General features: G+C 70.2%; 19 protein-coding genes. 15 read left to right on the top strand and 4 right to left on the bottom strand.

Annotation, left to right across the window (positions count from 1 at the left end; translation table 11 throughout):
• Window positions 1-60 precede the first annotated feature (60 nt).
• Window positions 61-1,557: a GTPase HflX gene (gene hflX / locus AC4BEG_RS08480; protein ID WP_490705288.1), complete on the top strand. Its 1,497-nt coding sequence runs from the start codon at window positions 61-63 to the stop codon at window positions 1,555-1,557.
• A 200-nt stretch (window positions 1,558-1,757) separates the two neighbouring features.
• On the opposite strand, the gene AC4BEG_RS08475 is transcribed toward hflX, so the two are convergent.
• Window positions 1,758-2,933 carry a trypsin-like serine peptidase gene (locus AC4BEG_RS08475; RefSeq protein ID WP_490705287.1) on the bottom strand — a complete coding sequence of 392 codons (1,176 nt, stop codon included), beginning with the start codon at window positions 2,931-2,933 and terminating at the stop codon, window positions 1,758-1,760.
• A gap of 371 nt (window positions 2,934-3,304) precedes the next feature.
• On the opposite strand from AC4BEG_RS08475, the gene AC4BEG_RS08470 reads away from it, so the two are divergent.
• The 4 genes from AC4BEG_RS08470 (at window position 3,305) to AC4BEG_RS08455 (ending at window position 10,360) form a co-directional block, all read left to right on the top strand.
• On the top strand, window positions 3,305-4,762 hold the full coding sequence (locus tag AC4BEG_RS08470; RefSeq protein WP_490705286.1) for an aminotransferase class III-fold pyridoxal phosphate-dependent enzyme: 1,458 nt from the start codon (window positions 3,305-3,307) through the stop codon (window positions 4,760-4,762).
• 436 nt (window positions 4,763-5,198) lie between these two features.
• Window positions 5,199-7,277, top strand: coding sequence for an IucA/IucC family protein (locus AC4BEG_RS08465; RefSeq protein ID WP_490705285.1), 2,079 nt, complete (start codon window positions 5,199-5,201; stop codon window positions 7,275-7,277).
• 148 nt (window positions 7,278-7,425) lie between these two features.
• Complete coding sequence (locus AC4BEG_RS08460; RefSeq protein WP_490705284.1) at window positions 7,426-8,124, top strand: GNAT family N-acetyltransferase; 699 nt, start codon at window positions 7,426-7,428, stop codon at window positions 8,122-8,124.
• 235 nt (window positions 8,125-8,359) lie between these two features.
• Entirely contained in the window at window positions 8,360-10,360 is a 2,001-nt protein-coding gene (locus tag AC4BEG_RS08455) for an ATP-dependent DNA helicase (protein ID WP_490705283.1), read from the top strand.
• 99 nt (window positions 10,361-10,459) lie between these two features.
• Here the strand turns inward: AC4BEG_RS08455 and lexA are convergent, their stop codons facing one another.
• A complete protein-coding gene (lexA, locus tag AC4BEG_RS08450; RefSeq protein ID WP_490705282.1) occupies window positions 10,460-11,260 on the bottom strand; it encodes a transcriptional repressor LexA in 801 nt (266 codons plus the stop codon).
• Window positions 11,261-11,693: 433 nt separating this feature from the next.
• On the opposite strand from lexA, the gene nrdR reads away from it, so the two are divergent.
• The 3 genes from nrdR to AC4BEG_RS08435 all read left to right on the top strand — a co-directional run bounded on the left by nrdR (window position 11,694) and on the right by AC4BEG_RS08435 (window position 16,145).
• The gene (gene nrdR / locus AC4BEG_RS08445) at window positions 11,694-12,215 is read left to right on the top strand and encodes a transcriptional regulator NrdR (protein WP_490705281.1); all 522 of its coding nucleotides are present in this window, start codon (window positions 11,694-11,696) and stop codon (window positions 12,213-12,215) included.
• A 114-nt stretch (window positions 12,216-12,329) separates the two neighbouring features.
• The gene (locus AC4BEG_RS08440) at window positions 12,330-15,200 is read left to right on the top strand and encodes a vitamin B12-dependent ribonucleotide reductase (protein WP_490705280.1); all 2,871 of its coding nucleotides are present in this window, start codon (window positions 12,330-12,332) and stop codon (window positions 15,198-15,200) included.
• Between the two features lie 339 nt (window positions 15,201-15,539).
• Window positions 15,540-16,145, top strand: a complete 606-nt coding sequence (locus AC4BEG_RS08435) for a YdbC family protein (RefSeq protein ID WP_490705279.1) — start codon at window positions 15,540-15,542, stop codon at window positions 16,143-16,145.
• Window positions 16,146-16,271: 126 nt separating this feature from the next.
• Here AC4BEG_RS08435 and AC4BEG_RS08430 read toward each other — a convergent pair whose 3' ends face one another.
• Window positions 16,272-16,925, bottom strand: coding sequence for a TetR/AcrR family transcriptional regulator (locus tag AC4BEG_RS08430; protein WP_490705278.1), 654 nt, complete (start codon window positions 16,923-16,925; stop codon window positions 16,272-16,274).
• A gap of 126 nt (window positions 16,926-17,051) precedes the next feature.
• Here AC4BEG_RS08430 and abc-f point away from each other — a divergent pair, with 126 nt between their 5' ends.
• From abc-f to AC4BEG_RS08405, 5 genes are all read left to right on the top strand, one after another.
• On the top strand, window positions 17,052-18,698 hold the full coding sequence (gene abc-f / locus AC4BEG_RS08425; RefSeq protein ID WP_490705277.1) for a ribosomal protection-like ABC-F family protein: 1,647 nt from the start codon (window positions 17,052-17,054) through the stop codon (window positions 18,696-18,698).
• 9 nt (window positions 18,699-18,707) lie between these two features.
• The gene (locus AC4BEG_RS08420; RefSeq protein WP_490705276.1) at window positions 18,708-19,367 is read left to right on the top strand and encodes a histidine phosphatase family protein; all 660 of its coding nucleotides are present in this window, start codon (window positions 18,708-18,710) and stop codon (window positions 19,365-19,367) included.
• An 11-nt stretch (window positions 19,368-19,378) separates the two neighbouring features.
• Window positions 19,379-20,272, top strand: coding sequence for an ADP-ribosylglycohydrolase family protein (locus AC4BEG_RS08415; protein ID WP_490705275.1), 894 nt, complete (start codon window positions 19,379-19,381; stop codon window positions 20,270-20,272).
• 203 nt (window positions 20,273-20,475) lie between these two features.
• Window positions 20,476-21,177, top strand: a complete 702-nt coding sequence (gene rnhB, locus AC4BEG_RS08410) for a ribonuclease HII (RefSeq protein ID WP_490705274.1) — start codon at window positions 20,476-20,478, stop codon at window positions 21,175-21,177.
• 68 nt (window positions 21,178-21,245) lie between these two features.
• The gene (locus tag AC4BEG_RS08405) at window positions 21,246-21,908 is read left to right on the top strand and encodes a hypothetical protein (protein ID WP_490705273.1); all 663 of its coding nucleotides are present in this window, start codon (window positions 21,246-21,248) and stop codon (window positions 21,906-21,908) included.
• An 81-nt stretch (window positions 21,909-21,989) separates the two neighbouring features.
• Here AC4BEG_RS08405 and AC4BEG_RS08400 read toward each other — a convergent pair whose 3' ends face one another.
• Window positions 21,990-22,610, bottom strand: a complete 621-nt coding sequence (locus tag AC4BEG_RS08400) for a hypothetical protein (protein ID WP_490705272.1) — start codon at window positions 22,608-22,610, stop codon at window positions 21,990-21,992.
• Between the two features lie 393 nt (window positions 22,611-23,003).
• Between AC4BEG_RS08400 and AC4BEG_RS08395 the strand changes: the two genes are divergently transcribed.
• Window positions 23,004-25,163 (top strand): RecQ family ATP-dependent DNA helicase, encoded by a 2,160-nt coding sequence (locus AC4BEG_RS08395; protein ID WP_490705271.1) that lies wholly within the window; start codon window positions 23,004-23,006, stop codon window positions 25,161-25,163.
• 921 nt (window positions 25,164-26,084) lie between these two features.
• On the top strand, window positions 26,085-26,759 hold the full coding sequence (locus AC4BEG_RS08390) for a helix-turn-helix transcriptional regulator (protein ID WP_490705270.1): 675 nt from the start codon (window positions 26,085-26,087) through the stop codon (window positions 26,757-26,759).
• The last annotated feature ends 156 nt before the right edge of the window (window positions 26,760-26,915 follow it).

Here is a 26,915-nt window from a genome sequence, read left to right as displayed (position 1 = left end):
ATCCCGCGGGCCCGTCACGCGTTGTCGGTAAAAGACATGTCCCACGACGTAAGGATTCCTTTGACCCACTCCTCTTCCCTTCCGCAGGACCGGCAGCGCCTCGCCGAGAGCCTTCGGGCCGACGCCCTGATGGAAGAGGACGTCGCCTGGAGTCACGCGATCGACGAGGAGCGTGACGGCGACCAGTACGACCGCTCCGACCGTGCCGCGCTGCGGCGCGTGGTGGGACTCTCCACCGAGCTCGAGGACGTCACCGAGGTCGAGTACCGGCAGCTGCGCCTGGAGCGTGTGGTGCTGGTCGGCGTCTGGACGTCCGGCACGATCCAGGACGCCGAGAACTCCCTGGCCGAGCTGGCCGCCCTCGCGGAGACCGCGGGCGCCCTGGTGCTCGACGGGGTCACCCAGCGCCGTATCAAGCCGGATCCGGCCACCTACATCGGCTCCGGCAAGGCCGAAGAGCTGCGTGACATCGTGATCGAGTCGGGTGCGGACACCGTTGTCTGCGACGGTGAGCTGAGCCCCGGCCAGCTGATCCACCTCGAGGATGTCGTCAAGGTCAAGGTGGTCGACCGTACCGCCCTGATCCTCGACATCTTCGCCCAGCACGCCAAGTCCCGGGAGGGCAAGGCACAGGTCTCGCTCGCGCAGATGCAGTACATGCTGCCGCGGCTGCGCGGCTGGGGTCAGTCGCTGTCCCGGCAGATGGGTGGCGGTGGCTCCGGCTCCTCGGGCGGCGGTATGGCCACCCGTGGTCCCGGTGAGACCAAGATCGAGACGGACCGGCGCCGCATCCGCGAGAAGATGGCGAAGATGCGCCGCGAGATCGCCGAGATGAAGACCGGCCGCGACATCAAGCGGCAGGAGCGTCGGCGGAACAAGGTTCCCTCGGTCGCCATCGCCGGATACACCAACGCGGGCAAGTCCTCGCTGCTCAACCGGCTCACCGGTGCGGGCGTCCTGGTGGAGAACGCGCTGTTCGCCACTCTGGACCCGACCGTGCGGCGGGCCGAGACTCCCAGCGGGCGGTTCTACACCCTGGCGGACACCGTCGGGTTTGTGCGCCATCTGCCGCACCACCTGGTCGAGGCGTTCCGCTCCACCATGGAGGAGGTCGGCGACGCCGATCTGATCCTGCATGTGGTGGACGGCTCGCATCCGGCACCGGAGGAGCAGCTGGCCGCCGTGCGCGAGGTGATCCGCGAGGTGGGCGCCGTCGAGGTGCCCGAGATCGTGGTGATCAACAAGGCGGATATGGCCGACCCGCTGGTCCTCCAGCGGCTGCTGCGCCTGGAGCGGCGCGCGATGGCGGTGTCGGCCCGTACCGGGCGTGGCATCGACGAGCTGCTCGCCGTGATCGACGAGGAGCTGCCGCGGCCGCAGGTCGAGATCGAGGCCCTGGTGCCCTACACCGAGGGCAAGCTGGTCTCGCGTACCCACGCCGACGGTGAAGTGATCTCCGAGGAGCACACCCCGGAGGGCACGCTGCTCAAGGCGCGGGTGCACGAAGAGCTGGCGGCCGAGCTGAAGCGGTACGCACCGACGGCGGCATCGCGGTAGCCTCCGGCCTCCCGCCGCGCGGCCCGTGCCATTGACGGCGCGGTATCTGCTACGACGAGGGCCCGTCCCCGGATCTCCCGGGGGCGGGCCCTCGTCTGTGTGGACGCTCTGGCGCCGATGTGGGCTGCGGCATCCTGCGCCATCGGTGCGGGTGTGCGGCGGGACAGGCCCGCCGCACACCTACCGGCTCATCTCACGGCTCACTGGTTCGCGAACTTCTTGCTCACCGCGTTGTAGACGCCCTTGGCCTCCGGGCCGAGGTGCGGACCGGCCAGCCAGGTCGCGTTGGACGGGCCTATGGAGGTGTTGGACACCAGCGCGGGCTTGCCGTCGGAGCCGTTGGCGACCCAACCGCCGCCGGACGAACCGGCGGTCATGGTGCAGCCGATGCGGTACATGGTCGGCTGCTTGGCGTCCAGCGACAGCCGTCCCGGCTTGTCCGCGCACTGGTTCATCTTCTGGCCGTCGAACGGCGGGGCGGCCGGGTAACCGGTGGCCGTGATGTTGCTGATGGACTTCACCGCCGGGGCGTTGAAGTCGACCGGTAGCGCGCCCCCGACCGTCTCCTCCAGCGACTTGCCACCGCTGTTCTCCGGCTTCACATGGATCACGGCGAAGTCGTAGGGAGCGCCCTTGCCGCCGACTGCCGCCCCGTTGTCGATCCACTGTGAGGACGTCTGCGCCCAGTCGGCCCACCAGACGCCCTTGGGCGCGAGTTCTTCCTTGGTGGCGTTCTTCAGATCGGCCGCCGACTTACCGGCGTCGTTGTAGGAGGGGACGAACATCAGGTTCTTGTACCAGCCGCCGCCCTTGCCCGCGTGGACGCAGTGGCCCGCGGTCCACACCATGTTGGACTTCCCGGGGTGCGCGGGGTCCTTGACCACGGTCGCGGAGCAGACCATCGATCCCTCGGGGCTGTCGAAGAAGACCTTGCCCGCGTAGGGGACCTTGGCGCTGTACGGGCGGGCGACCTCCTTGGCCGTGACCGGCTTCGGATCGGGGTCGGTCACACCCTGGTCGTCCGCGATGTCGCCGTCGTCGACCGGCTTGTCGGGCTCCTGCGCATCCCGCATCCGATCCGGCTTCCACAGACCCTTGATGATCGGGTTGATGAAGTCACCGGCCTCGCGCAGCCAGTCGTCCTTGTTCCACTTGTTCCAGGCGCCGTTCTTCCAATCGTCGAGATCGACGCCGAGGTTCTTCAACCTGTCATTGAGGTCGTCGGGCAGCTTGATGTCACCCGTGCCCTGCTGGCCCGATGACGCGGGCGCCTTGGACTCTGTCGTGTCGTCCGACGAGCCGCACGCGGTGGCGGTGAGCGCCAGCACGGCGGTGACGGCGGCCACGGCCAGCGCGGGTCGGCGTGTGGATGGCATCGGCGGAACTCCCCCTGGTGTTCTGAGCTGCTCAGCGTCCTGTGTGGATTTGTCATGCACCGCCCCGGCGACGGGGCGGTATCCCACTATGCCCGTGCCGCCTACGACGGCTGAAGGCGGGTCCCCGGTTCCCGGCACGGCAAGGATCTTCGGTCAGCCCGTGATCCCGCGGCTGACCCGTCGTTGGTACGTACGGGGGACTGTCGGAGGGCGTTCAGCAGCAGGAGGACCGTGAGCGATGGCCGTGACCCAGCTCCCGCTGATGCCCCTGCCCGGTGCGCCCGACGGTGGCGGGAACGGCGCCCAGGGCATTCTGCGGCGCCAGGCGCTGCGTGAGTCCGCCGCCCGCACCTATGCGCGGGCCCTGCATCGTGCCGGTGCGCGCGCGAGGGCTGACGATCGAGGGGGCCGACGGCCGCCGCTATCTCGACTGCCGCTCCGGGGCAGGGACGCTGGCGCTGGGGCACAACCACCCGGTGGTGCTGGAGGCCATCCGCGGCGTCCTGGACTTGGGAGCACCGCTCCAGGTCCTGGATCTGGCCACCCCGGTCAAAGACGCCTTCACCGAGGAGCTGTTCACCACGCTGCCGCCCGAACTCGCCCGACACGCACGGGTGCAGTTCTGCGGAACGGCGGGCACGGACGCGGTCGAGGCCGCACTCAAGCTGGTGCGGACGGCCACCGGGCGGAACGGACTGCTGGCCTTCTCCGGCGGCTACCACGGGATGACGGCCGGGGCGTCGGCCGCGTCCGGCGGTGGTCCCTCGGGGACCACGACCCGGCTGCCCTTCCCCTACGACTACCGCTGCCCCTTCGGCGTGGGCGGGGAGCGCGGCGCGGAACTCTCGGCGCGCTGGACCGAGCGGCTCCTCGACGATCCCAGGAGCGGGGTGGGCGCCCCCGCCGGAATGATCCTGGAACCGGTCCAGGGCGAGGGAGGTGTGATCCCCGCTCCCGACGCCTGGCTGCGGCGGATGCGGGAGATCACCGCGGCCCGCTCCCTCCCGCTCATCGTGGACGAGGTCCAGACCGGCGTCGGGCGCACCGGCACCTTCTGGGCGGTGCAGCACAGCGGTGTGGTGCCGGATGTGATGGTGCTGTCGAAGGCCATCGGCGGCAGCATCCCGCTGGCCGCCATCGTCTACCACGAGGAGCTGGACGCCTGGCGTCCGGGCGGCCGCACGGGCACCTTCCGGGGCAACCAACTGGCCATGGCCGCGGGCGCGGCGACCCTCGCGTACGTACGGGAGAACCACCTCGCGGAGCGCGCCGCCGCCCTCGGCGAGCGCATGCTGCACCGCCTGCGCCAACTCGCCGATCGTCACCCCCACATCGGAGACGTACGCGGCCGCGGCCTCATGCTCGGCCTCGAACTGGTCGACCCCGAAGCCGAGCGGATGGGGGCAGAGCAGATCAGGCCCGACCTGACGGTTACCGGTCTGACGGTCGCCGAGCCGTGGGCCGTGGGCCCGTGCGCGGAGGCCCGTGCCAAGCGTCCGGACGCCGTGGGTCCGGATGCCGTGGGTCCGGGAAGGGAGGGCCGTGGCGCTGGATCTCCGGGGTGCGGTGCCCCGGGGGCTCGGCCCGCCGCGCCGATGCTCGCGGCAGCCGTCCAGCAGGAATGTCTGCATCGTGGCCTGATCGTCGAACTGGGCGACCGCCACGCCGCGGTCATTCGCCTCCTTCCACCGCTGACCATTACCGACGCACAGGCCGAAGCGGTGCTGGACCGCCTCGCCGACGCCCTCGATGCCGCGATCAGCACCGCCGGAGTCCCTGGCCCCGAACATCCGCCGAGTGCACCGCCGTTCGCCGGAGACCACCGGTGACGCGTCCCGCACCCGCATCACCGCACCCCCACCGCACCAGCGAAGGAGGCAGGCACCGGGCCCACGGACCGACCGACGTGACGCCCACGCCGCACCCACCATGCCGCACTCCCCCGGGGGAGCTCCCCTTTCTCCTCAGCCGGAACCAGAGGCCGGTGCCATGACCGACCGCAGCACCCCGGAGGGCCACCCCGCCCAGCCCGTCCCACCGGTGCGGCCGTCAACAGCGGGGTCGGCGCCCCCACCGCCCACCGGTGGCGCGCCCGGAGAAGGACCGTCCTCAGGGAGGCTTCCCTCAGGAGGACCGACCTCCGGAGGACCGGCCGTCGGGGGGCCGAGCACGGGGGGACCGGCCGTGGTGGTGCCTCCGGTGGTTCTGCCGTTCACCGTCACGAGAGCGGCGGGGGAGGGCCCTGCGGCTCCCTTCCCGCCACAGATGCCCACACCTGCCGTGCCGTCCGCGACACCGCCCACCGTGGTGCCTCCCGCAGCCGGGGCACCACCTCCCGTGGACCCGCGGGTGGTTGCGACGACCCTGCCGCGCCAGGACCGGAACATCCCGGACCCGAGCGCTCAACCCCGGAGCGTCGAGGACCCAACGGCCTTGGTCCCCAGTGCCCCGGCTCCCAGTGCCCCGTGCTCGAGCGCTTCCGCCCCGAGCGCCCTGGGCTGCGGTGGCCGGACCGTGCCCGCTTCCGGAGGCCTCCCGGCAGTGGCCCCCGACCCCCTCGACGACCCCGACCCACAGGTCGCGGCCGACACGGCGGCCGTCGAGAATCTGCTGCGCTGCTGGGTGCGTGAGAACCGTGCCCCGCGCCCCGACGGCGACACGCTCCGCATCCCGCTCGCCGCAAGCGGAACCGTCCTCCTCGTCCCCGTGCGGTACTGGTCACCCACCGGATGGCACCGCTTCGGGCCGCCCGTGCTGGAGCACGGCCCCCATGACGCACCCTCCGTCGGCGCGGTCGCCCTCGCTGCCTTGCTGACCCGCGAAGCGGCCTACGGCGCTCGCCGTGATGACCCCGACGCGGACGGCACCGAACTCGTCGGCCGGGTGGCGGATTCGGTGCGACGCACCGCCGCATTCCTCGCTCACCGTCGAGCCGTGCCCGCAGATCCCGGCGTGAGCACCCCCTTTCTCAGCGCTGAGCAGTCCCTCGTTCTCGGTCACCCCCTTCATCCCACGCCGAAGAGCCGTGAGGGTCTCTCCGACAACGAATCGTCCGTCTGCTCACCGGAGTCGTATGGCTCCTTCCCCCTTCACTGGGTCGCCGTCGATCGGTCCGTACTGGTCTGTGAGTCGGCCTGGACCGAGCGCGGCCGGACCGTGCCCGCCGAGCGGCTCGCCCTCTCACTCGCCGGCAGCGGTCTTCAACTGCCCGGCGGGACCGTCCCGCTGCCCCTCCACCCCTGGCAGGCCCGCGAGATCAGGCACCGTCCGGCCGTCGCCGCACTCTTCGACGCGGGTGTGCTGCACGATCTCGGCCCGTCGGGAGGTCACTGGAGCCCCACGTCCTCGGTCCGTACCGTGTACCGGCCCGGTGCACCCGCGATGCTCAAACTCTCTCTGGGTCTGCGGATCACCAACTCTCGTCGTGAGAATCTGCGTAAGGAGCTCCACCGGGGTGTTGAGGTCCACCGGCTGCTCCGCAGCGGACTGGCCGAGCAGTGGAGGGCGGCCTTCCCCGGGTTTCCCGGTTTCGACATCGTCCGGGACCCTGCCTGGCTCGCGGTCGACGGGCAGGACGGGGAAGCGCTGACCGGGCTGGACGTTGTCATCCGGCACAACCCGTTCGGGCCGGGTGACGACGCGGTGTGCGTCGCGGGCCTCATCGCGCTCCGCCCCTGGCCGGGGCAGCCCGTGATGCGCTCCCGGCTCGCCCACCTTGTCGCCCGTCTCACCGCCCGAACCGGGCGCTCCGCAACGGCTGTCGCCGCCGAGTGGTTCCTGCGCTATCTGCACACGGTCGTACGCCCCGTGCTGTGGCTGGACGGAGAGGCTGGTATCGCGCTGGAGGCCCACCAGCAGAACACTCTGGTGCTGCTCGACCCCGACGGCTGGCCCATCGGCGGCCGCTACCGGGACAACCAGGGCTACTACTTCCGCGCGTCCCGGAACGCCGAACTCCAGCGGCGGCTGCCCGGAATCGGCACCCGCAGCGACACCTTCGTATCCGATGAGGTCACCGACGAACGGTTCGCCTACTACCTCGGAATCAACAACGTCCTTGGTCTGATCGGTGCGTTCGGATCCCAGCGGCTTGTCGACGAGCGCGTCCTGCTGGCCGCTTTCCGTCGTTTCCTCACCGCCGCCGCGTCCGCCCCCGGCAGAACCCGCTCGCCGCTGCCCGCGCGGCTCCTCGACTCACCCACCCTCCGCTGCAAGGCCAATCTGCATACACGGCTGCACGGCCTGGATGAACTCGTGGGCCCGGTGGACACCCAGTCGGTCTACGTCACCATCGCCAACCCCCTTGCCACATCTGCTGCCACCGCTGTCATCCCTTCACCATGACGCCCCGCCCGTCAGCCCTCGCCGCCAACAGACCTCCATCACACGTGCTTACCGCCCTGTCCCACACCAACACCCCCGCACATCACGCTCCCCACGCCGTGCCGGAGAACCACCACGAGCCTGAGAACCATGAGAGGAGAGCGTCGCCGTGCCGCACACCGACTCCACCACGAGCTCCGAGACCGACGACACCATCGACCTGCGGCTGCGCCAGGAAGAGGACGCCGCACACCTCAATGACGAGCACCTCGACACGGCGGAGACCGACAGCCGGCCGGACCTGCTCGACCAGATCGCCGAATGGGGCCCCACCAGCACCTCGGCAGGTGCCTTCCAACTGGTCCCGGTTCGCATCGGGCGTGATCTCCGGCTGATCGCCCAATGGATGAACGACCCGGCCGTCGCGGCCTTCTGGGAGCTGGACGGTCCTGACGAGGCCACCGCGAGCCACTTGGGCGGCCAGCTCGACGGTGACGGCAGGAGCGTGCCCTGCCTCGGCGCCCTGGACGGAGTGCCCATGAGCTACTGGGAGCTGTACCGCGCCGATCTCGACCCGCTCGCCCGGTACTACCCGGCCCGGCCGCATGACACTGGTATCCATCTCCTCATCGGCCGGGTCAGTGACCGCGGTCAGGGTCTGGGCACCACACTGCTGCGCGCCGCCGCTGATCTTGTCCTTGACCATCGCCCCTCCTGTGCCCGGGTCGTGGCCGAGCCGGATCTGCGCAACACCCCCTCCATCGCCGCCTTTCTCGGAGCCGGCTTCCGCTTCTCCGCCGAAGTCGAACTCCCCAGTAAGCGCGCGGCTCTGATGCTCCGCGACCGCGCGCTACGCCACCTTCTGTGATCCGTCCTCTGATCCGTCATCCGTGATCCGCCTTCACCGTGTCGCCTTTCACCATGCGCGTTCGACTCGCACTCGTAGCCCTCTGTGATGCACTGGCTCCGCTGCGCATCTCTGCTTCTGATACACCGCCCACGCCGATCCGGTTCCCCTTCGGCGAGAAGCACGTCCGGATCCGTCGGTCAGCCGGTGAACTGAGGAGAGCGATGTCGGTGCCGCCCCGTAGGCTGGCAGCCCTATGACTGAATCGTCCTCGCCTCCCCTCGCCGATCTGCTCCACGCCGCCGTCACCGCCGTCGGCGGCACCGAACGCCCTGGCCAGACCGCTATGGCCGAAGCCGTGGCGGAGGCGATCGACGACAGCTCCCATCTGCTGGTGCAGGCGGGCACCGGCACCGGCAAGTCCCTCGGCTATCTGGTCCCCGCGCTGGCCCAGGGCGAGCGCGTGGTGGTCGCCACGGCGACCCTCGCCCTCCAGCGCCAGCTCGTCGAGCGCGATCTGCCCCGCACCGTGGAGGCGCTGCATCCGCTGCTGCGCCGGCGCCCCGAGTTCGCCATGCTCAAGGGCCGTTCCAACTACCTGTGCCTGCACCGTCTCCACGAGGGCGTACCGCAGGAGGACGCCGACGAAGCGGGGCTGTTCGACCCCTTCGAGGCCGCGGCGCCCACCAGCAAGCTGGGCAAGGATCTGCTGCGACTGCGTGACTGGGCCGATGAGACCGAGACCGGCGACCGCGACGACCTCACCCCCGGCGTCTCCGACCGTGCCTGGTCCCAGGTCTCCGTGACCTCCCGGGAGTGCCTCGGCGCGTCCAAGTGCGCCTACGGCGCGGAGTGCTTCGCCGAGGCTGCCCGTGAGCGGGCCAAGCTGGCCGAGGTCGTCGTCACCAACCACGCCCTGCTCGCCATCGATGCCATCGAGGGCGCCCCCGTGCTGCCCGGCCATGAGGTGCTGATCGTCGACGAGGCGCATGAACTGGTTCCCCGCGTCACCGGTGTCGCCACCGGCGAGCTCACCCCGGGCCAGGTCAACCGCGCGGTGCGGCGCGCCGCCAAGCTGGTCAACGAGAAGGCGGCGGATGCCCTTCAGACCGCTGCCGAGACCTTCGAGCGGCTCATGGAGCTGGCCCTGCCCGGCCGTCTCGAGGTGATCCCCGAGGACCTCGGCTACGCCCTGATGGCGCTGCGCGACGCGTCCCGCACGGTCATCTCGGCGCTCGGCACCACACGGGACTCCTCTGTCCAGGACGAGGACGCCGTGCGGAAGCAGGCTCTCGGCTCGGTGGAGAACATCCTCCAGGTGGCCGAGCGGATCGTGCAGGGCTCCGAGTACGACGTCGTCTGGTACGAGCGCCATGACCGCTTCGGTGCCTCGCTGCGCGTCGCCCCGCTCTCCGTCTCCGGGCTGCTCCGCGAGAAGCTCTTCGAGGATCGTTCGGTGATCCTCACCTCCGCCACCCTCAAGCTGGGCGGGGACTTCAACGGTGTGGCTGCTTCCCTCGGCCTCAACCCCGACAGCCCACAGGATCCCGAGGGTGACGGGGACACCGCCCCGCGCTGGCAGGGCCTCGACGTCGGCTCGCCGTTCGACTACTCGAAGCAGGGGATCCTCTACGTCGCCAAGCATCTGGCGCAGCCCGGCCGCGAGGGCAGCCGCTCCGACATGCTCGATGAACTCACCGAGCTGGTCGATGCCGCCGGGGGCCGCACCCTCGGGCTGTTCTCGTCGATGCGGGCCGCGCAGGCGGCCGCGGAGGAGCTGCGGGGCCGTCTTGACATGCCCATCCTGCTCCAGGGTGAGGAGACCCTCGGCGAGCTGATCCGCGCCTTCGCCGCCGATGCCAGGACCTGCCTGTTCGGCACGCTCTCCCTCTGGCAGGGCGTCGATGTGCCGGGGCCGAGCTGTCAGTTGGTGGTCATGGACCGGGTGCCCTTCCCCCGTCCGGACGACCCCCTGATGAGCGCCCGCCAGAAGGCTGTGGAGGAGGCCGGGGGCAATGGTTTCATGGCCGTCGCCGCGACCCATGCCGCCCTGCTGATGGCGCAGGGCGCGGGGCGGCTGGTCCGGGCGTCCGGAGACCGGGGAATCGTCGCCGTCCTGGATCCCCGTGTCGAGCGGGCGCGCTATGGCTCATTCCTGCGGAAGTCCATGCCGGACTTCTGGTACACCACCGACCGCAATCAGGTGCGCCGCTCGCTGGCCGCCATCGATGCCGCGGCCAAGGCCGACGGGGCATAGCGAGGGCCTGGCGCGGAGCACAGCTGGGCCCCGGAACCGGCGCAGTGGTCCCGGGGCCCGGTCGTTGGGCACGCTAAGGGCGCACCTCGATCCGTCGCGTCAGACGCGCCGTAGCACCGCGACCACCTTGCCCAGGATGGTCGCCTCATCGCCCGGGATCGGCTGGTACGCGGCGTTGTGCGGGAGGAGCCAGACATGGCCGTCCTCGCGCTTGAAGCGCTTCACCGTGGCCTCGCCGTCGAGCATCGCGGCGACGATGTCCCCGTTCTCCGCGACGGGCTGACGCCGTACCGTCACCCAGTCGCCGTCGCAGATGGCGGCCTCGATCATGGAGTCACCGACCACCTTGAGCACGAACAGCTCACCGTCGCCGACCAGCTGCCGGGGGAGCGGGAAGACGTCCTCGACCGACTCCTCGGCGAGGATCGGGCCACCGGCCGCGATCCGGCCGACCAGCGGCACATAGGAGGCGGCGGGCTTGCCGGTGGTGTCCGTCGGCTGAGTGCTGGGCTGGTCGGAGCCACGGACCTCGTAGGCACGGGGCCGGTGGGGGTCCCGCCGCAGAAAGCCCTTGCGCTCCAGAGCCATCAGCTGATGGGCCACGGACGAGGTGCTGGAGAGCCCCACCGCCTGACCGATCTCCCGCATGGACGGCGGGTAGCCGCGGCGCTGCACAGAGTCGCGAATGACCTCGATGACGCGGCGCTGCCGGTCGGTCAGCCCCGAACTGTCAGCCCGGATGCCTGGAGGTCGTCCGGGTAGGGCGCGCGAGGGCTTCTGGTCCTCGGAGTTCGTGGCGTCGTTCATGGAATGGGTCTGGTTCATCGCGTGCGTCTGTTCGAGCCTGCTCTGGGAGCGCTCCTGGGCGGTGATGGTGCTGCTCTCTGCGGTGGTGGTCACGACGGCCCCTCTCGAGATGTTCTCCCTAGCTGGACAACGGTAGTTGCTTTCGAAAGGTTGCGCCAAACACACGTTCGAGTGAAATTTCGTAGATCGGCTGACGTGATCACAGGGTTGGGTGTATAGGCCGGATTGTGGTGGCCCCTTCCGGCTGGTCTCCAGTCTCCCACTCCGACCCCCACGAATCCGTGACCCAAGGGGCTCGCGTAGTCTCGTGCCTGCTCCCGGCCCGTGACACGCCATCCGGTCCGGTTGAGTGCCAGACACCAGATCTAGTGGTTTGATGGATGTCAGCCACCTACAGGTTGTGGTTCCTGGTGATTCATCGCCAAGGTTTTCGCCTATGCTTGTGGCCGCTTCACCGGGTCTTCGCGGCCCGGTCGAGGCTATGCAGCCATGCGCCGTTCGTAAGGGTGAGGGAGGGTACGGAGTCATGCACTGCCCCTTCTGCAGGCACCCCGACAGTCGCGTGGTGGACAGCCGGACCACGGATGACGGCTGTTCGATCCGCAGGCGCCGCCAGTGCCCCGACTGCTCACGTCGCTTCACCACCGTGGAGACGGCGTCGCTGATGGTGATCAAGCGGAGCGGGGTCACCGAGCCCTTCAGCCGCGACAAGGTCATCTCGGGGGTGCGCAAGGCATGCCAGGGCCGTCCGGTCACCGAGGACGCCCTCGCCAAACTCGGCCAGCAGGTGGAGGAAGCCGTACGCGCCACCGGCAGCGCCGAGCTGTCCACTCATGACGTGGGGCTCGCCATACTCGGCCCGCTCCAAGAGCTCGACCTCGTCGCCTACCTCCGCTTCGCCTCCGTCTACCGCGCCTTCGACTCGCTCGAGGACTTCGAGGCCGCGGTCGCGGAGCTGCGTGACCAGCAACGGCCTCCCGCGCACGACCGCGGGTCCGGCGCCGACGGGGTCGCGGAGGCCCACGCGCCGGCCATCGCCGCCGACTGACCGGCGGCCCATACGTACCCGGGGCGCGGCGCGCACCCGGGTGGAAGACAGACACACCGTGCCTCGGGAAGAAATGGGCACATCAGGGCGTTTTCGCCCGTACAGGGAGGCGGAATGACAGAGACGGCGAGCGGCCCGGCACGAGGCTCCCGCTCCAAGGGAAGCAAGGCGAACAAGGGTCTGCGTATCGAGCGCATCCACACCACTCCGGGCGTGCATCCGTACGACGAGGTGGTCTGGGAGCGTCGTGACGTCGTCATGACCAACTGGCGCGACGGTTCGGTCAACTTCGAGCAGCGCGGCGTCGAGTTCCCCGACACCTGGTCGGTGAACGCGGTCAACATCGTCACGAGCAAGTACTTCCGCGGCGCGGTGGGTTCCCCGGACCGCGAGGCGAGCCTGAAGCAGCTCATCGACCGCGTGGTGCGCACCTACCGCGCGGCCGGTGAGGAGCATGGCTACTTCGCCTCGCCCGCCGACGCCGAGATCTTCGACCACGAGCTGACGTACGCCCTGCTGCACCAGGTCTTCAGCTTCAATTCGCCGGTGTGGTTCAACGTCGGCACCAAGCAGCCGCAGCAGGTCAGCGCGTGCTTCATCCTCTCTGTGGACGACTCCATGGAGTCGATCCTGGATTGGTACAAGGAAGAGGGGATGATCTTCAAGGGCGGCTCCGGTGCTGGCCTGAACCTCTCCCGTATCCGCTCCTCCAAGGAGCTCCTCTCCTCCGGAGGTAACGCTTCCGGCCCCGTCTCCTTCATGCGCGGTGCCGACGCCTCCGCCGGAACGATCAAGTCCGGTGGCGCCACCCGCCGCGCCGCCAAGATGGTCGTCCTCGACGTCGACCATCCGGACGTCGAAGCCTTCATCGAGACCAAGGTGAAGGAGGAGGAGAAGATCCGCGCCCTGCGCGACGCGGGCTTCGACATGGACCTGGGCGGCGACGACATCACATCCGTCCAGTACCAGAACGCCAACAACTCCGTCCGCGTGAACGACACGTTCATGAAGGCCGTGGAGTCGGGATCGGCCTTCGGGCTGCGCTCCCGGCTGACCGGCGAGGCCATCGAGGAGGTCGACGCCAAGTCCCTCTTCCGCAAGATGGCGGAGGCGGCCTGGGCCTGTGCCGACCCGGGCATCCAGTACGACGACACCATCAACCACTGGCACACCTCGCCGGAGTCGGGCCGGATCACCGCCTCCAACCCGTGCAGCGAGTACATGCACCTGGACAACTCCTCGTGCAACCTCGCCTCGCTCAACCTGATGAAGTTCCTGCTGGACGACGACACGGGCAACCAGCGCTTCGACGCCGAGCGCTTCGCCAAGGTCGTCGAGCTGGTCATCACCGCGATGGACATCTCCATCTGCTTCGCGGACTTCCCGACCGAGAAGATCGGTGAGACCACCCGCGCCTTCCGCCAGCTGGGCATCGGCTACGCCAATCTGGGCGCTCTCCTGATGGCCACCGGCCATGCCTACGACAGCGACGGCGGCCGGGCCCTGGCCGGAGCCATCACCTCCCTGATGACCGGCACGTCGTACAAGCGCTCCGCCGAGCTGGCGGCCGTCGTCGGCCCCTACGACGGTTACGCCCGCAACGCGGACGCACACAAGCGCGTCATGAAGCAGCACTCGGACGCCAACGCCGCCGCCAAGCGCATGGACGACCTGGACACCCCGGTCTGGGCCGCGGCCACCGAGGCGTGGCAGGACGTCATCCGCCTCGGGGACAAGAGCGGCTTCCGCAACGCCCAGGCGTCGGTGCTCGCGCCGACCGGCACCATCGGCCTGATGATGGACTGTGACACCACGGGCGTCGAGCCGGACCTCGCCCTGGTCAAGTTCAAGAAGCTGGTCGGCGGCGGCTCGATGCAGATCGTGAACAACACGGTCCCCAAGGCGCTCAAGCGGCTCGGCTACCAGCCCGAGCAGGTCGAGGCGATCGTCGCCCACATCGCCGAGCACGGCAACGTGATCGACGCGCCGGGGCTGAAGCCCGAGCACTACGAGGTCTTCGACTGCGCCATGGGTGAGCGTTCCATCTCGCCGATGGGCCATGTGCGGATGATGGCCGCCGCTCAGCCGTTCCTCTCCGGCGCCATCTCCAAGACGGTCAACATGCCGGAGGCGGCCACCGTCGAGGAGATCGAGGAGATCTACTTCGAGGGCTGGAAGCTGGGCCTGAAGGCGCTCGCGATCTACCGCGACAACTGCAAGGTCGGCCAGCCGCTCTCCGCCAAGAAGAAGGAGGAGAAGGCCGCCGAGCAGGCTCAGCCCGAGGCCGAGAAGGTCATCGAGTACCGCCCGGTCCGCAGGCGTCTCCCCAAGGGCCGTCCCGGCATCACCACCTCTTTCACGGTGGGCGGCGCCGAGGGCTACATGACCGCGAACTCCTACCCGGACGACGGGCTGGGCGAGGTCTTCCTGAAGATGTCCAAGCAGGGGTCGACCCTCGCGGGCATGATGGACGCCTTCTCGATCGCCGTCTCGGTCGGCCTCCAGTACGGCGTGCCGCTGGAGACCTACGTCTCGAAGTTCACCAACATGCGCTTCGAGCCGGCGGGCATGACGGACGACCCGGACGTGCGGATGGCGCAGTCGATCGTCGACTACATCTTCCGCCGTCTGGCGCTGGACTTCCTGCCGTTCGAGACCCGCTCGGCACTCGGCATCCACTCCGCCGAGGAGCGCCAGCGGCATCTGGAGACCGGCTCGTACGAGTCGTCCGAGGACGAGGTGGACGTCGAGGGCCTGGCCCAGTCGGCGCCGCGCCAGGTGGACGCCCCGGCGGCCGGCACGTCGTCCACGCCCCGCGCGGTGTCCCCGGCTCCGAAGGAGGCGCACAGCTCGACCGAGCTGGTCGAGATGCAGCTAGGGCTGAACGCCGACGCGCCGCTGTGCTTCTCCTGCGGCACCAAGATGCGCCGCGCGGGCAGCTGCTACCTGTGCGAGGGCTGCGGATCGACGAGCGGGTGCAGCTGACGCGGGACGCCATCCGGAGGTGATCTTCCCGGTCATCTCCTGGCGACCTGATGTGACATGAGGGCGGTGGAGCCGGTGATGCGGCTCCACCGCCCTCGGTCTGTGCGGTCCCGCTGCTTCCGTTCTCCGGTCGTAGCCGGTGTGAGCGGTAAGCGCTTGCGGTGGTCCATCAGACTTGAGGGCCTTCTGCGTCGATGGGGGCACCGCCCGGGGGCTGATGTGCGGGGGCGCAGTGGTGGTGCAAGGGGCTCGCGCGGCGCTCAAGGTCGTGAACCGACGCTGCCTGTGCGGTGCTTGGCCATGGGATGAGGGCCACCGATGGGGCCGTAGGATAGTGCGGTGCTGGTCAAGTGGATTCGCTGCACCGTGGTGGACCGCCCGGGTTTCGAGCGGGGGCAGCGAAAGTGGGCGGGGTTGCCCGGCGAACCGGGTTTCCGGGGGCAGGGCGGTGGCTGGAGCCGGGGGCGTCCGGATGTGGCGCACATCTTCGCGTTCTGGGAGAGCCGCGCGTTCTACGACTCCTTCATGGCGCGGTCGCACGATCGGCTGGCGGCCGCGCAGTCGGGAACCTACCGGGACATGCAGGTCCGGCTGTTCGAGCACCGCTTCGATGTGAAGGTCGGCTTCGAACCGCGGTTCACCGACGTGGACGTGGTGAGGGTCGCCCACTGCCGGGTGCACGCGGAGCGGGTGGAGCACTTCACGCTGGTGCAGGAGAAGGTGTGGAATCCGGCGATGGCCGGGTCGCCCGGGATGCTGCGGGGGCTGTTCGGCGAGGCGCCGGGGAACGAGTTCCTGGTGCTGTCGATGTGGGACTCCGCGGCCGAGCACGGGAAGTACCGGGCCGAGCGGGTGGAGCGGCTCGGCCTGCGTGCGCAGATCGAGGTGGACGTGGCGGCGATCGCGGGTGACGTGGTCGGCGTCGAATCGGCCTGGACGGTCTGACCGCCGGGGGCGTGCGTCGGTTTCGGCCGGACGCCCGGCCCCGTCCGGCCCCAATCCGGTACGGCTCGGGCCGGCCGCCCGACGGCTGACGCCCGCCCCGCCTCTGGCTCGACGCCCCGGCTCCGGTCAGTCGGCCGGCTCCGGTGACGCGGTCGGGAGATACGCCCCGGCCCTGACGGCTGCGGCGACGGCTGTCGCTGCCTGGTCGGCGAGCGGCGCGTCGAGGGGTTCGCGGGTGACCACCGCCCGGAAGAACAGCGGGGCGGACACGGCCCGTACGACCGCCCCCGCGTCGGTGCCGGGCGGGGCCTCACCGCGTTCGACCGCCCGCCGGACAACAGTCTCGCAGCGGGCGAACCGCTCCACATAGAAGCCGCGCAGCGCTTCGGCCGTGCGCTCGGAATGGAACGCGGCCGCGATGAAAGCGGTGGGACCGGCGGCGGCCGACGCGTCGCCGAAGGTGTCGGTGACCTCACGGGCCAGAGCGCGCAGATCGCCGTCGAGGCTTCCGGTGTCGGGGGGCGTCCAGGTGTCCTCGCCCGCGAGGTCGAGCGCGTCCGTCACCAGCCCCTCGACGCCGCCCCAGCGCCGGTAGAGCGTCGTCTTGTGGACGCCGGAGCGCTCGGCGACGTACTCCACGGTCAGCCCGGGGTAGCCGTGCTCGGCGAGGCCGGTCAGCACGGCGTCGCGGACGGCGGCGCGGGTGCGGGCGGTGCGCCCGCCGGGTCGGACGGTGCCTGGTGCGGCGGAGGGATCTTCTGCGGCGCCTTCTGCGGACAACTGCAACTCCCGTTGTGTTAGCTGGTTTACTGTGTCATGCTGAGGGTAACGCAACTGTAGTTGCATTTGATGCGGACCGGCTCCCCGCTCCTGTTGTTGTCCACTCTGCTGCTCGGAGGTTTGTCTTTGCCCACTCAGATCTCGTTGCGCGGTGTCACCCTGTCCCGGGGCGACCGCACGCTGCTCGACGACGTGTCCTTCTCGGTGCGGCCCGGTGAGCGGGTGGGCATCGTGGGGGAGAACGGCGCCGGTAAATCCACACTGCTCAGAGTGCTGGCCGGGAGCGAACCGTCCGACGACGGCGCGGTGGCGACCGTGGCCGACGGCGGCACGGGATATCTCGGCCAGACACCCGAGCTGCCTCCGGATCGCCTGGTGGGGGACGCGATAGATGCCGCCCTGGTCGAGGTGCGCGCCATGGAGCGCGCACTGCGCGAGCTGGAGGCGGAGCTCGGTGGCTGCGCCCCCGGGGTCCTCGCCGAGTACGGCGATCTGCTCACCGCGTACGAGGCGCGTGGTGGCTACGAGGCGGACGCCCGGGTGGACAAGGCTCTCCATGGCCTGGGGCTGGGTGACATCGGGCGGGACCGGCGGCTCGGCAGCCTGTCGGGCGGCGAGCAGGCCCGGCTCGGACTGGCCTGTCTGATCGCGGCTGCCCCCGAGGTGATGCTGCTCGACGAGCCCACGAACCACCTCGACGGTGCGGCCCTCACCTGGCTCGAGGACGCCCTGCGGGCGCACCCCGGCACCGTCCTCGCGGTCTCCCATGACCGGGTGTTGCTGGAGCGGGTGGCGACGGCGATCGTCGAAGTGGACGCCGACCGGCGCGCCCTGGTGCGTTACGGCGGGGGCTACGGCGGATTCGTCGCCGAGCAGACCGCCGCCCGCCGCCGCTGGGAGCAGGCGTACGAGCAGTGGTGCGGCGAGACCGCGGCGCTGACGGAGGCCGCCACGACGGTCGCCCGGCGCGTCGCGCCGGGCCGGGGGATGAAGGACGGCAACAAGGTTGCCTACGACCGGGACAAGGGGCGGGTGCAGTCCTCGGTCTCCAGCCGGGTGCGCAATGCCCAGGAGCGGCTGCGCAGGCTCCTGGAGGACCCCGTGCCCCGGCCGCCGGAGCCGCTGCGGTTCACCGCGCGTCCCGCGGCGGGTGGCGAGACCGGTGTTCTGGTCGGTCTCCACGACGTGCGGGTGGGTGACCGGCTGGCGGTGGACGGGCTCACGGTCTCCGCGGGTGAGAGGCTGCTCGTCCACGGAGCCAATGGAGCGGGCAAGTCCACCCTGCTGCGGGTCATGGCCGGGGTGGAGCAGCCGGACACGGGCCACGTGGTGCGGAGGGGCCGGATCGGCTATCTCGCCCAGGAGATACCGGTCGCCCGGCCCAGCGAGCGGCTGCTGTCGGCCTTCGGCCGCGGGCTGCCGGGGACCCCGGAGGAGCAGTCGGATCTGCTGCTGTCCTACGGGCTCTTCCGGGCGCGCGACCTCCATGTGCCGGTGGGGTCGCTCTCGGCCGGTCAGCGGCGCCGGCTGGCCCTCGCCCGGCTGCTGGCCCGCCCCGCGGATCTGCTGCTGCTCGACGAACCGACCAACCATCTGGCCCTCGGCCTGGTGGAGGAGCTGGAGCAGGCGCTGACCCAGTGGACCGGCGCGCTGGTGGTGGTGTCCCACGACCGTCTGCTGCGCAGTCGGTTCACCGGGCGTCCGTGCGAGATACGCGACGGGCGGCCGAGGGCGGACGAAGGGAGCGAGGCGCGCGCCGCGGGCCCGAACTAGGGTGGCGACATGGCAAGACCCCTGCGCATCGTCCTCATACGGCACGGAGAATCGGAGGGAAATGTCGATGACACGGTGTACGAACGCGAGCCCGACCATGCGCTGAGGCTCACCGAGCGGGGCCGGTGCCAGGCACAGGAGGCGGGCAAGCGGCTGCGCGCGACCATCGGCGAGGAGCGGGTTTCGGTCTATGTGTCGCCGTACCGGCGTACCCACCAGACCCTGACGCTGCTCGGGCTGGACCCTTCCCGCACCCGGGTGCGGGAAGAGCCGAGGCTCCGCGAGCAGGACTGGGGAAACTGGCAGGATCGCGACGATGTGCGGAAACAGAAGGCGTATCGCGACGCCTACGGACACTTCTTCTACCGCTTCGCTCAGGGAGAGTCCGGTGCCGACGTCTACGACCGGGTGGACGCCTTTCTGGAGAGCCTGTGGCGCAGCTTCCAGGACCCGGCCCATCCGCCGAACGTCCTGCTGGTCACCCACGGACTCACCATGCGGCTGTTCTGCATGCGCTGGCTGCACTGGACCGTGGCCGAATTCGAGTCGCTGTCGAACCCCGGGAACGGCGAGACCAGGTCCCTGCTGCTCGGCCCTGACGGGCGCTACCGCCTCGACCGGCCCTTCGAGCGCTGGTGCACCCCGGAGCCGTACGGTCTCACCGGCTAGAGTGCCCAGCGATGACCGCTGACCGTTTCCACCGGGCCCTCGGGAGCCTGCGCGGGCTGTCCGTGGGCGATGCCCTCGGCTCCCAGTTCTTTGTCCCAGCCAACTATCCGTTCCTCAAGAGCCGCAAGCTGCCTCCCGCCCCCTGGCAGTGGACCGACGACACCGAAATGGCGTGCTCCGTGCTGGCCGTCCTGGCCGAGCACGGACGGATCGACCAGGACGACCTCGCCCGGTCGTTCGCCGAGCACCATGACTTCGACCGGGGCTACGGTCCCGCCGTGAACCGGATGCTCCGGCTGGTCAGGGAGGGCGGCGACTGGCGCGACCTGGCCGCCGCTCTGTTCAACGGGCAGGGATCCTGGGGCAATGGCGCCGCCATGCGGATCGCCCCGCTCGGCGCCTGGTACGCGGGCGACGTGGAGCAGGCGACCCACCAGGCGGAGATCTCGGCCTACACCACGCACCAGCACCGTGAGGCAGTGGCGGGCGCGATGGCGGTGGCCGCCGCGGCCGCGCTGGTGGCCGACCCCGAGGGGCACAGCGGGCCGGAGGACCTCCTGGACCGTGTGACCGAGGCCGTGCCTCGCAGCGCCGTGCAGGCGGGGCTGCGCCGCGCCCGCGACATGCTCGACTACGCGGACGCGGGCACCGTCGCCGCGGTGCTCGGCTGCGGCCGCCGCACCAGCGCCCACGACACCGTGCCGTTCGCCCTCTGGGCCGCCGCCCGCCATCTGGGCTCCTTCGAGGAGGCGTTCTGGCGGACCGCGCAGGCGGGCGGCGACGTGGACACCACCTGCGCCATCACCGGAGGAGTGATCGCTGCCGCGGCCTCGGGAGCACCACCCCGTGACTGGCTGGAGCGTACCGAGGCGCTGCCGGGGTGGCTCCCGGCACCGCCCGCCTGACGCACGAAACCGCCGGGCCACCTGACGGCGGCCCGGCACCCGGCTCCGCGGCCGGGGCCGCGTGAACCAGCCGCCCGCGGCGTCGCGTTGGGCCGGAAGGCCACCGAAGGCCCCCATGAGGTGGCGGGTGGCACCGGCCGGACCCGGTGGCCGCCGATCCGGCTTCCGCAGCTCCGTACGGGCGGCGTAATGTTGTCCTCGCCATGGCCTACGAACCGCCCACCCACAGTGTCGAGCGCTCGCTCCGCGCCACCACAGGAGCAAAGATCGTCGTCGGTGTCGACGAGGTCGGGCGCGGGGCATGGGCCGGTCCGGTGACGGTCTGCGCGGCGATCACCGGTCTGCGGCGTCCGCCGACCGGGCTCACCGACTCCAAGCTGCTGAGCCCCAAGAAGCGCACAGCACTGGCGCAGGAGTTGGAGACATGGGTCACCGCACACGCCCTCGGTCACTCCTCTCCCGAGGAGATCGACGATCTGGGGATGACGGCCGCCCTCCGGCTCGCCGCGACACGGGCGCTCGACGGACTTCCGGTCCGTCCGGACGCGGTGATCCTGGACGGAAAGCACAACTACCTCGGCTCTTCCTGGACGGTTCGTACGGTCATCAAGGGCGATCAGTCCTGTGTGGCCGTCGCCGCCGCCTCCGTGATCGCCAAGGTGCGGCGGGATGCGATGATGGCCGAACTGGGAGCCGCCCACGCGGACTTCTGCTTCGGTGACAACGCCGGATATCCGTCCCCCGTGCACCGCGCCGCTCTGCGGGAGCTGGGGCCCACCCCCCACCACCGGCTGTCCTGGGCCTATCTGGACGGGCTGCCCCGGTGGCGGCACCTCAAGCGGGTGCGCCTCGCACCCGAACCGGTCGGGCTGGAGGCCGAAGGCCAACTCGGCTTCGACTTCTGAGCAGACCAAGCGGTGAAAACCGCCACCCGCCGATGCGAATCGCACCGACGTTTGATAGACATCAGCCCATGCCTCTCATCCCCGAGGAGCCTCAGATTCACGAGAGTGTCCCGGGTCCTCGCGCGACACCGGCCGCAGGCCACACCGCGCCGACCCCTCGTCCTGTCCCTGGTCCCGGCCCCCGCCCTGTCCCGAGGCGGCCTGGAAGCCCCGGTCCGAGCCGCGGCACCGCCGGGACCTCGTCGGCTCCGTCGCAGCGCTCCACGAGCGATACGACGAAGCCTGTGCCGACCGCTCCGGCGGCCCCGGCTGCCAAGGCCGCTCCCGCTGCCGCCGCGACGGCCGCGCCCCAGATCCAGCTGATCCCCGCTTCGGTGGACGGCGCTCTGGACGCGGCGGACGAGGCGGTCGACCTGCTGCTGGACTCCGGTCGGGTGCCTGGTGACATCCTGGTGCTGACCACCGGGGACCAGCATCCGTGGGCGGTCCACGAGTTGTCGTTCGGTGAGGCGTCCTACTGGGCGCAGCACGACGCCGGTGACGACGTCTTCTACGCCGCGGCGGGCGCCGACCGCGCCACAGGCCGTCCGGTCGTGGTCGTCGCCGTCAACGGCGGGGCGGACGACGCCGTCGCGCGGGTGCTGCCGGATGCGACGAGCCGTGCCGGTGCGTTGCTGATCGTCTGCGGTGATCCGCAGCGCATCAACTCCCTTATCGGCGCGGGCGTCTGATCTCGCACGTCCTCGTACGCCCGGTGCCCGGCAGCCTCTGTCCCCGGTGACAGAGCTGTCCGGCGTCCGGCCGGACGCCGGCTACACGGCCGCGGAGTGGCTGAGCGCGTCATGCGCTCCGCTACGGGGCTGCGACAGCGGTGCGGCCTCGCCGTCGCCGGTGGCGGTGATGCCGAGCGCGGTCCGGAGCGAGGCGGAGTGTGGCCTGCGGCCGCTCCGCCCTTCGCCGAGGATCTGCCATCCCTCGCGGGTCAGCGTGATGTACGCACCGCAGCGAAGGCCATGCAGGGTGCAGGCGTCCCGCAGCCCCCACATCCAGGCACCGTCCTCCTGCGTCCACTGGCTCTCGCCGTCACGGCAGTAGAGCAGCACGGCCGTGCGCACCGGTGTGCGGCGCCGCAGATCGTGCGGGATGACCCGGCGCAGCTGGGTCAGCAGCGCGTTCCGGAACTCCCAGCCGTCGGCGGCGGCAGCGCCGGTCCGGGAGAACGACGCACTGGCCGTGAGCCGTTCCTCCGGGTCCAGGACCGCTACGACCGCCGTGGACGGTGTGGGCAGATGGCGGCTGTGCAGTCCGGTGACGACCTCGCGCGGATTGCGCAGCAACGGAATACCGGCGGCGGCCCATTCCGAGGGTTCGAGCATCCGCCCCAGTCGGGAAGCGGGATCGGCGGACGGTGGCGGAGTGAAGCCGAAGGTCACGGTCCTCCCTTCGTCAGCGCGCCCAGGGTCCGTGCGGGGTCGGGCACGGGCGCAGGCCACGACACTGCCCCAGCGGGACCACGGACTGGCCGGGGCGGGGAGCAGATGACAATTCTTGCGGCCGGGCCCGCGCGCGGCAATGAGTAGTTGGCGCCACTGACCGATTTACGTTGGTGCGCGTTCTAAATTCCTGGCCCGCCCGCAGACCGGGCGCGGGCGGGCATCGTTCACCCCCGTACCGCGAGGACCAGGGGAAACACCTCTGTCGTCCCGGCCCGCCGGAGCAGCCGGGCGGCGGCGGCCGGCGCTCTCGGGGGCTGTGGACCGTTCGCGAGCAGCCTGTCACGCTGAGTGAGTTGGCCGACTGTCAGTGCCATCCGGTTGCATGGGGGCATGGACGCTCTGGAGCTGCGCACCGAAGCCGACGCCATCCTCGCCGAGCTCGTCGGTGACCCGGGGAATGCGGCGCGATTGCGCGAGGACCAGTGGCAGGCGGTGGCTGCTCTGGTGGAAGAGCGGCGGCGTGCCCTGGTGGTGCAGCGCACCGGCTGGGGCAAGTCGGCGGTGTACTTCGTCGCCACGGCTCTGCTGCGCCGACGCGGCTCCGGCCCGACGGTGATCGTCTCACCGCTGCTGGCGCTGATGCGCAACCAGGTCGAGTCGGCGGCGCGGGCCGGTATCCGGGCGCGCACCATCAACTCGGCCAATCCGGAGGAGTGGGACACCATCCATGAGGAGGTCGAGCGCGGCGAGACCGACGTTCTCCTCGTCAGTCCGGAACGTCTCAACTCCGTGGATTTTCGCGACCAGATGCTGCCCAGGCTCGCGGCCACGACCGGTCTGCTGGTGGTCGACGAAGCGCACTGCATCTCCGACTGGGGGCATGACTTCCGGCCCGACTACCGGCGGCTGCGGGCGATGCTCGCCGAGCTTCCCCCCGGCGTGCCGGTGCTGGCCACCACGGCGACGGCCAACGCGCGGGTCACCGCGGACGTGGCCGAGCAATTGGGTACCGGCGCCGGAGAGGCCCTGGTGCTCCGTGGCCCGCTGGAGCGGGAGAGTCTGAGGCTGGGTGTGGTCCGGCTGCCGGACGCCGCACACCGCCTGGCCTGGCTCGCCGAGCACCTGGACGAGCTGCCGGGCTCCGGAATCATCTACACGCTGACGGTGGCCGCGGCTGAGGAGGCCACCGCCTATCTGCGGCAGCGCGGCTTCCAGGTGGCCTCCTACACCGGGCGCACGGAGAACGCCGACCGGCTCCAGGCCGAGGCCGACCTGCTGGATAACCGGGTCAAGGCACTGGTCGCGACGTCGGCGCTGGGCATGGGTTTCGACAAGCCGGACCTGGGCTTCGTGCTCCATCTCGGTTCGCCGTCCTCGCCCATCGCCTACTACCAGCAGGTCGGCCGCGCGGGCCGCGGTGTGGCCCATGCCGATGTGCTGCTGCTGCCGGGCAAGGAGGACGAGGCCATCTGGCGCTACTTCGCCGATACCGCCTTCCCGCCCGAGGCGCAGGTTCGTCAGACCCTCGCGGCCCTCGCCGATGCGGGACGGCCGCTGTCCGTGCCGGCGCTGGAGGCATCGGTGGACCTCCGGCGCAGTCGGCTGGAGACCATGCTCAAGGTGCTCGACGTGGACGGGGCGGTCAAGCGGGTCAAGGGCGGCTGGACCGCCACCGGCGAGCAGTGGGCCTACGACGCCGAGCGGTACGCCTGGGTCGCCCGACAGCGGGCGGCCGAGCAGCAGGCCATGCGCGATTACGCGAGCACGTCCCAGTGCCGGATGGAGTTCCTGCGCCGGCAGTTGGACGACGAGGGAGCCGCCCCGTGTGGGCGTTGCGACAACTGCGCGGGCGCCTGGGCCGATTCCGCTGTTTCGGCGGAGACGCTGACGGCGGCCGCGAAGGAGCTGGACCGCCCGGGCGTCGAGGTCGAGCCGCGTCGCATGTGGCCGACGGGGATGCCCGCACTGGGCATCGAGCTCAAGGGGCGTATCCCGGCGAAGGAGCAGTGCTCCACCGGGCGCGCCCTGGGGCGGCTCTCGGACATCGGCTGGGGCAACCGGCTGCGCCCGCTGCTGGCCGAGAACACGCCCGATGGGCCGGTCCCCGACGATGTCCTGCGGGCCGCGGTGGCAGTCCTCGCCGATTGGGCGCGTTCTCCGGGCGGCTGGGCCTCGCATTCCCCGGACGCCGCTGCCCGGCCGGTGGGAGTCGTCGCTGTGCCATCCCTGGCCCGTCCGCAACTGGTCGGTTCACTCGCCCAGGGAATCGCGACCATCGGCCGCCTCCCCTATCTGGGCCCCCTGACATACACCGGGCCGGGCGATGTGCACGCGGCACGCCGCAGCAACTCCGCCCAACGCCTCAGGTCGTTGTCAGGCGCCTTCACCGTCTCCGAGGAGCTGGCCGGTGCGTTGGCGGGCCATCCCGGTCCCGTCCTGCTCGTGGACGACTACACCGACTCCGGCTGGACCCTCGCAGTGGCTGCCCGCCTGCTCCGCCGTGCGGGCAGCGAAGGGGTGCTTCCGCTGGTTCTCGCCGCGGCGGGCTGAGCTTTCCCCTTCCGCGGGTGCGACGAACTCGTCGCCTCTGCCGTGGTGAGCCGTGCCTCACCGTTTATGGGATCAACTTTCCCGACGCCGGGGGAGGTAAAAGTCCCGTCGAAACAGGAGAACACATCGGGTGTTCATTCCCCGTCTCCTGATCCATCCCATTACTCAATTCGCCGGCCCGCACTTTTATGACCTTGATTGGGTGATGCCGGTCCGATTCTCCTGAGACGGTGCTGCCGATCCGGCTGGAGTCCGTCGTCCATTTCGGGTGCGGGAAGGGGTCGGGAGATCGCTGCCGCGCCCGGATAGCGTTCGGTGGAACGTCGGCTTTGTCCGTGGCAGGACTGCCGGCCGGCGGAGGGCCGGGCGAAGGTTCACCGGGGCGTCCACGGCTGAGCGATGGCCAAATGACCATATATAAGCAGGGTTTGGGGGGGGAGTGGGCCGCCGACTCATGCGCGGGCGGACCAGGTTGACGCTCGCGGGGCGGTTGAGTCGTGGAAGCGGGAGGCGCGGCCGCCTTCGCTACGTGCTGCGATACCCTGATAACGCGGTGCACTCTATCTGGGTGTGATTAATTCCGGTTGCCCTCCTGGGCGTGCAACTTCCTGACACTTTGTGGTCGGCAGTTCCTGCCCGGTCTGGAATGGGAGGGGTTGGCTTTGCCGGGTACGTCCGGCTGTCAGGCATCTCGTTGACTGGGGCGGGAAGGGCCGATTAATATCTTTGATCGACTAAGCTCCAGGTATGTTTCGCAGGTGACGGGCTCGCCTGTGGGTCTAATTGCCGCGCGGCGCATTAGCTGCATGGGCAACGAAGTTCGATTAACGGGGGTACGGGGGCGTGGTACGGGACGATCATGATCATCGCGTGGAGCAGGCGCTTTTACAGGCCGACGCTTTGGTTGAATACACAATATCTTTGCGTCGGCAAGCCGAGGGGTCAGAACTGATCTCGCGGGTCGACGGTCGGGCCCTCGAGGAGACGGTGGACCAACTCCTCTTTGGCGTACGGCACTCGGTGGAACTGGCCGTGATGAGCGGCGGCGTACTCGCGGACCGGGTCACGAAGGTGCTCGCCGAGCGTGCGAGCCTCGCTCCCCGACTCGTGGTCCGAGGGCTCTGGTCCGCGGAGGCCGTGCCCGACCTGCTGGATCTGGGCGAGCGACTGCGCCAGCTACGTATGGAGATCCGGGTCGCTGAAGGCGAACTGCGTGAACTGCTCGTGGTTGACGGGGAGGTGGCGCTGGTGCGCTCGGACTCCCCGGAACTCCCGCTGGGGTACGCGGTGACCGTGCGGGACCCCGCCGCTGTCAGAGTCCTGCAACTGCTGTTCGCCGGGGCCTGGTCGGGCGCCCGTCGACTGTCCGCTCACCTCGGTATGGGGGAGCGGCTGCGCACGGACCAGTCACGTGCGATTCTCGCCAAGCTCTGCGCCGGGTACACCGACGAGGAAGCGGCGGGGCAGATGGGTGTCTCGCTGCGCACGTATCGGCGCCGCGTAGCGGAGATCATGGGTGAACTTGGGGCGACCTCGCGTTTTCAGGCCGGTTTGCGTGCCGGGGAACTGGGACTGCTGCGGGACAAGGCCGTATAGGCGGCGAGTGACGGGCGCCAGGGCGCGCGCATGCCGGGGCCTCGGTGCCGGAGGTCCCGGCACGACGGCCCGGCAAGACATGCAACAGACCATGCAAGAGGAACGAGGAACGGATGCACTGGGTTCCGTGTGGCCGCTATCGATGGAAAGACCCCG

This window comes from Streptomyces sp. JLBJ103, assembly GCF_058215575.1.
The sequence above is the reverse complement of the archived record's forward strand: the minus strand, read 5'-3'. Positions and strand labels throughout refer to the sequence as shown.

Bases quoted from the DNA above. Each gene is read 5' to 3' on its own strand.
- AC4BEG_RS08475 (WP_490705287.1), bottom strand. From the start codon at position 2,933: ATGCCATCCACACGCCGACCCGCGCTGGCCGTGGCCGCCGTCACCGCC.
- AC4BEG_RS08465 (WP_490705285.1), top strand. From the start codon at position 5,199: ATGCCCACACCTGCCGTGCCGTCCGCGACACCGCCCACCGTGGTGCCT.
- AC4BEG_RS08455 (WP_490705283.1), top strand. From the start codon at position 8,360: ATGACTGAATCGTCCTCGCCTCCCCTCGCCGATCTGCTCCACGCCGCC.
- nrdR (WP_490705281.1), top strand. From the start codon at position 11,694: ATGCACTGCCCCTTCTGCAGGCACCCCGACAGTCGCGTGGTGGACAGC.
- AC4BEG_RS08440 (WP_490705280.1), top strand. From the start codon at position 12,330: ATGACAGAGACGGCGAGCGGCCCGGCACGAGGCTCCCGCTCCAAGGGA.
- AC4BEG_RS08420 (WP_490705276.1), top strand. From the start codon at position 18,708: ATGGCAAGACCCCTGCGCATCGTCCTCATACGGCACGGAGAATCGGAG.
- AC4BEG_RS08415 (WP_490705275.1), top strand. From the start codon at position 19,379: ATGACCGCTGACCGTTTCCACCGGGCCCTCGGGAGCCTGCGCGGGCTG.
- rnhB (WP_490705274.1), top strand. From the start codon at position 20,476: ATGGCCTACGAACCGCCCACCCACAGTGTCGAGCGCTCGCTCCGCGCC.
- AC4BEG_RS08405 (WP_490705273.1), top strand. From the start codon at position 21,246: ATGCCTCTCATCCCCGAGGAGCCTCAGATTCACGAGAGTGTCCCGGGT.
- AC4BEG_RS08395 (WP_490705271.1), top strand. From the start codon at position 23,004: ATGGACGCTCTGGAGCTGCGCACCGAAGCCGACGCCATCCTCGCCGAG.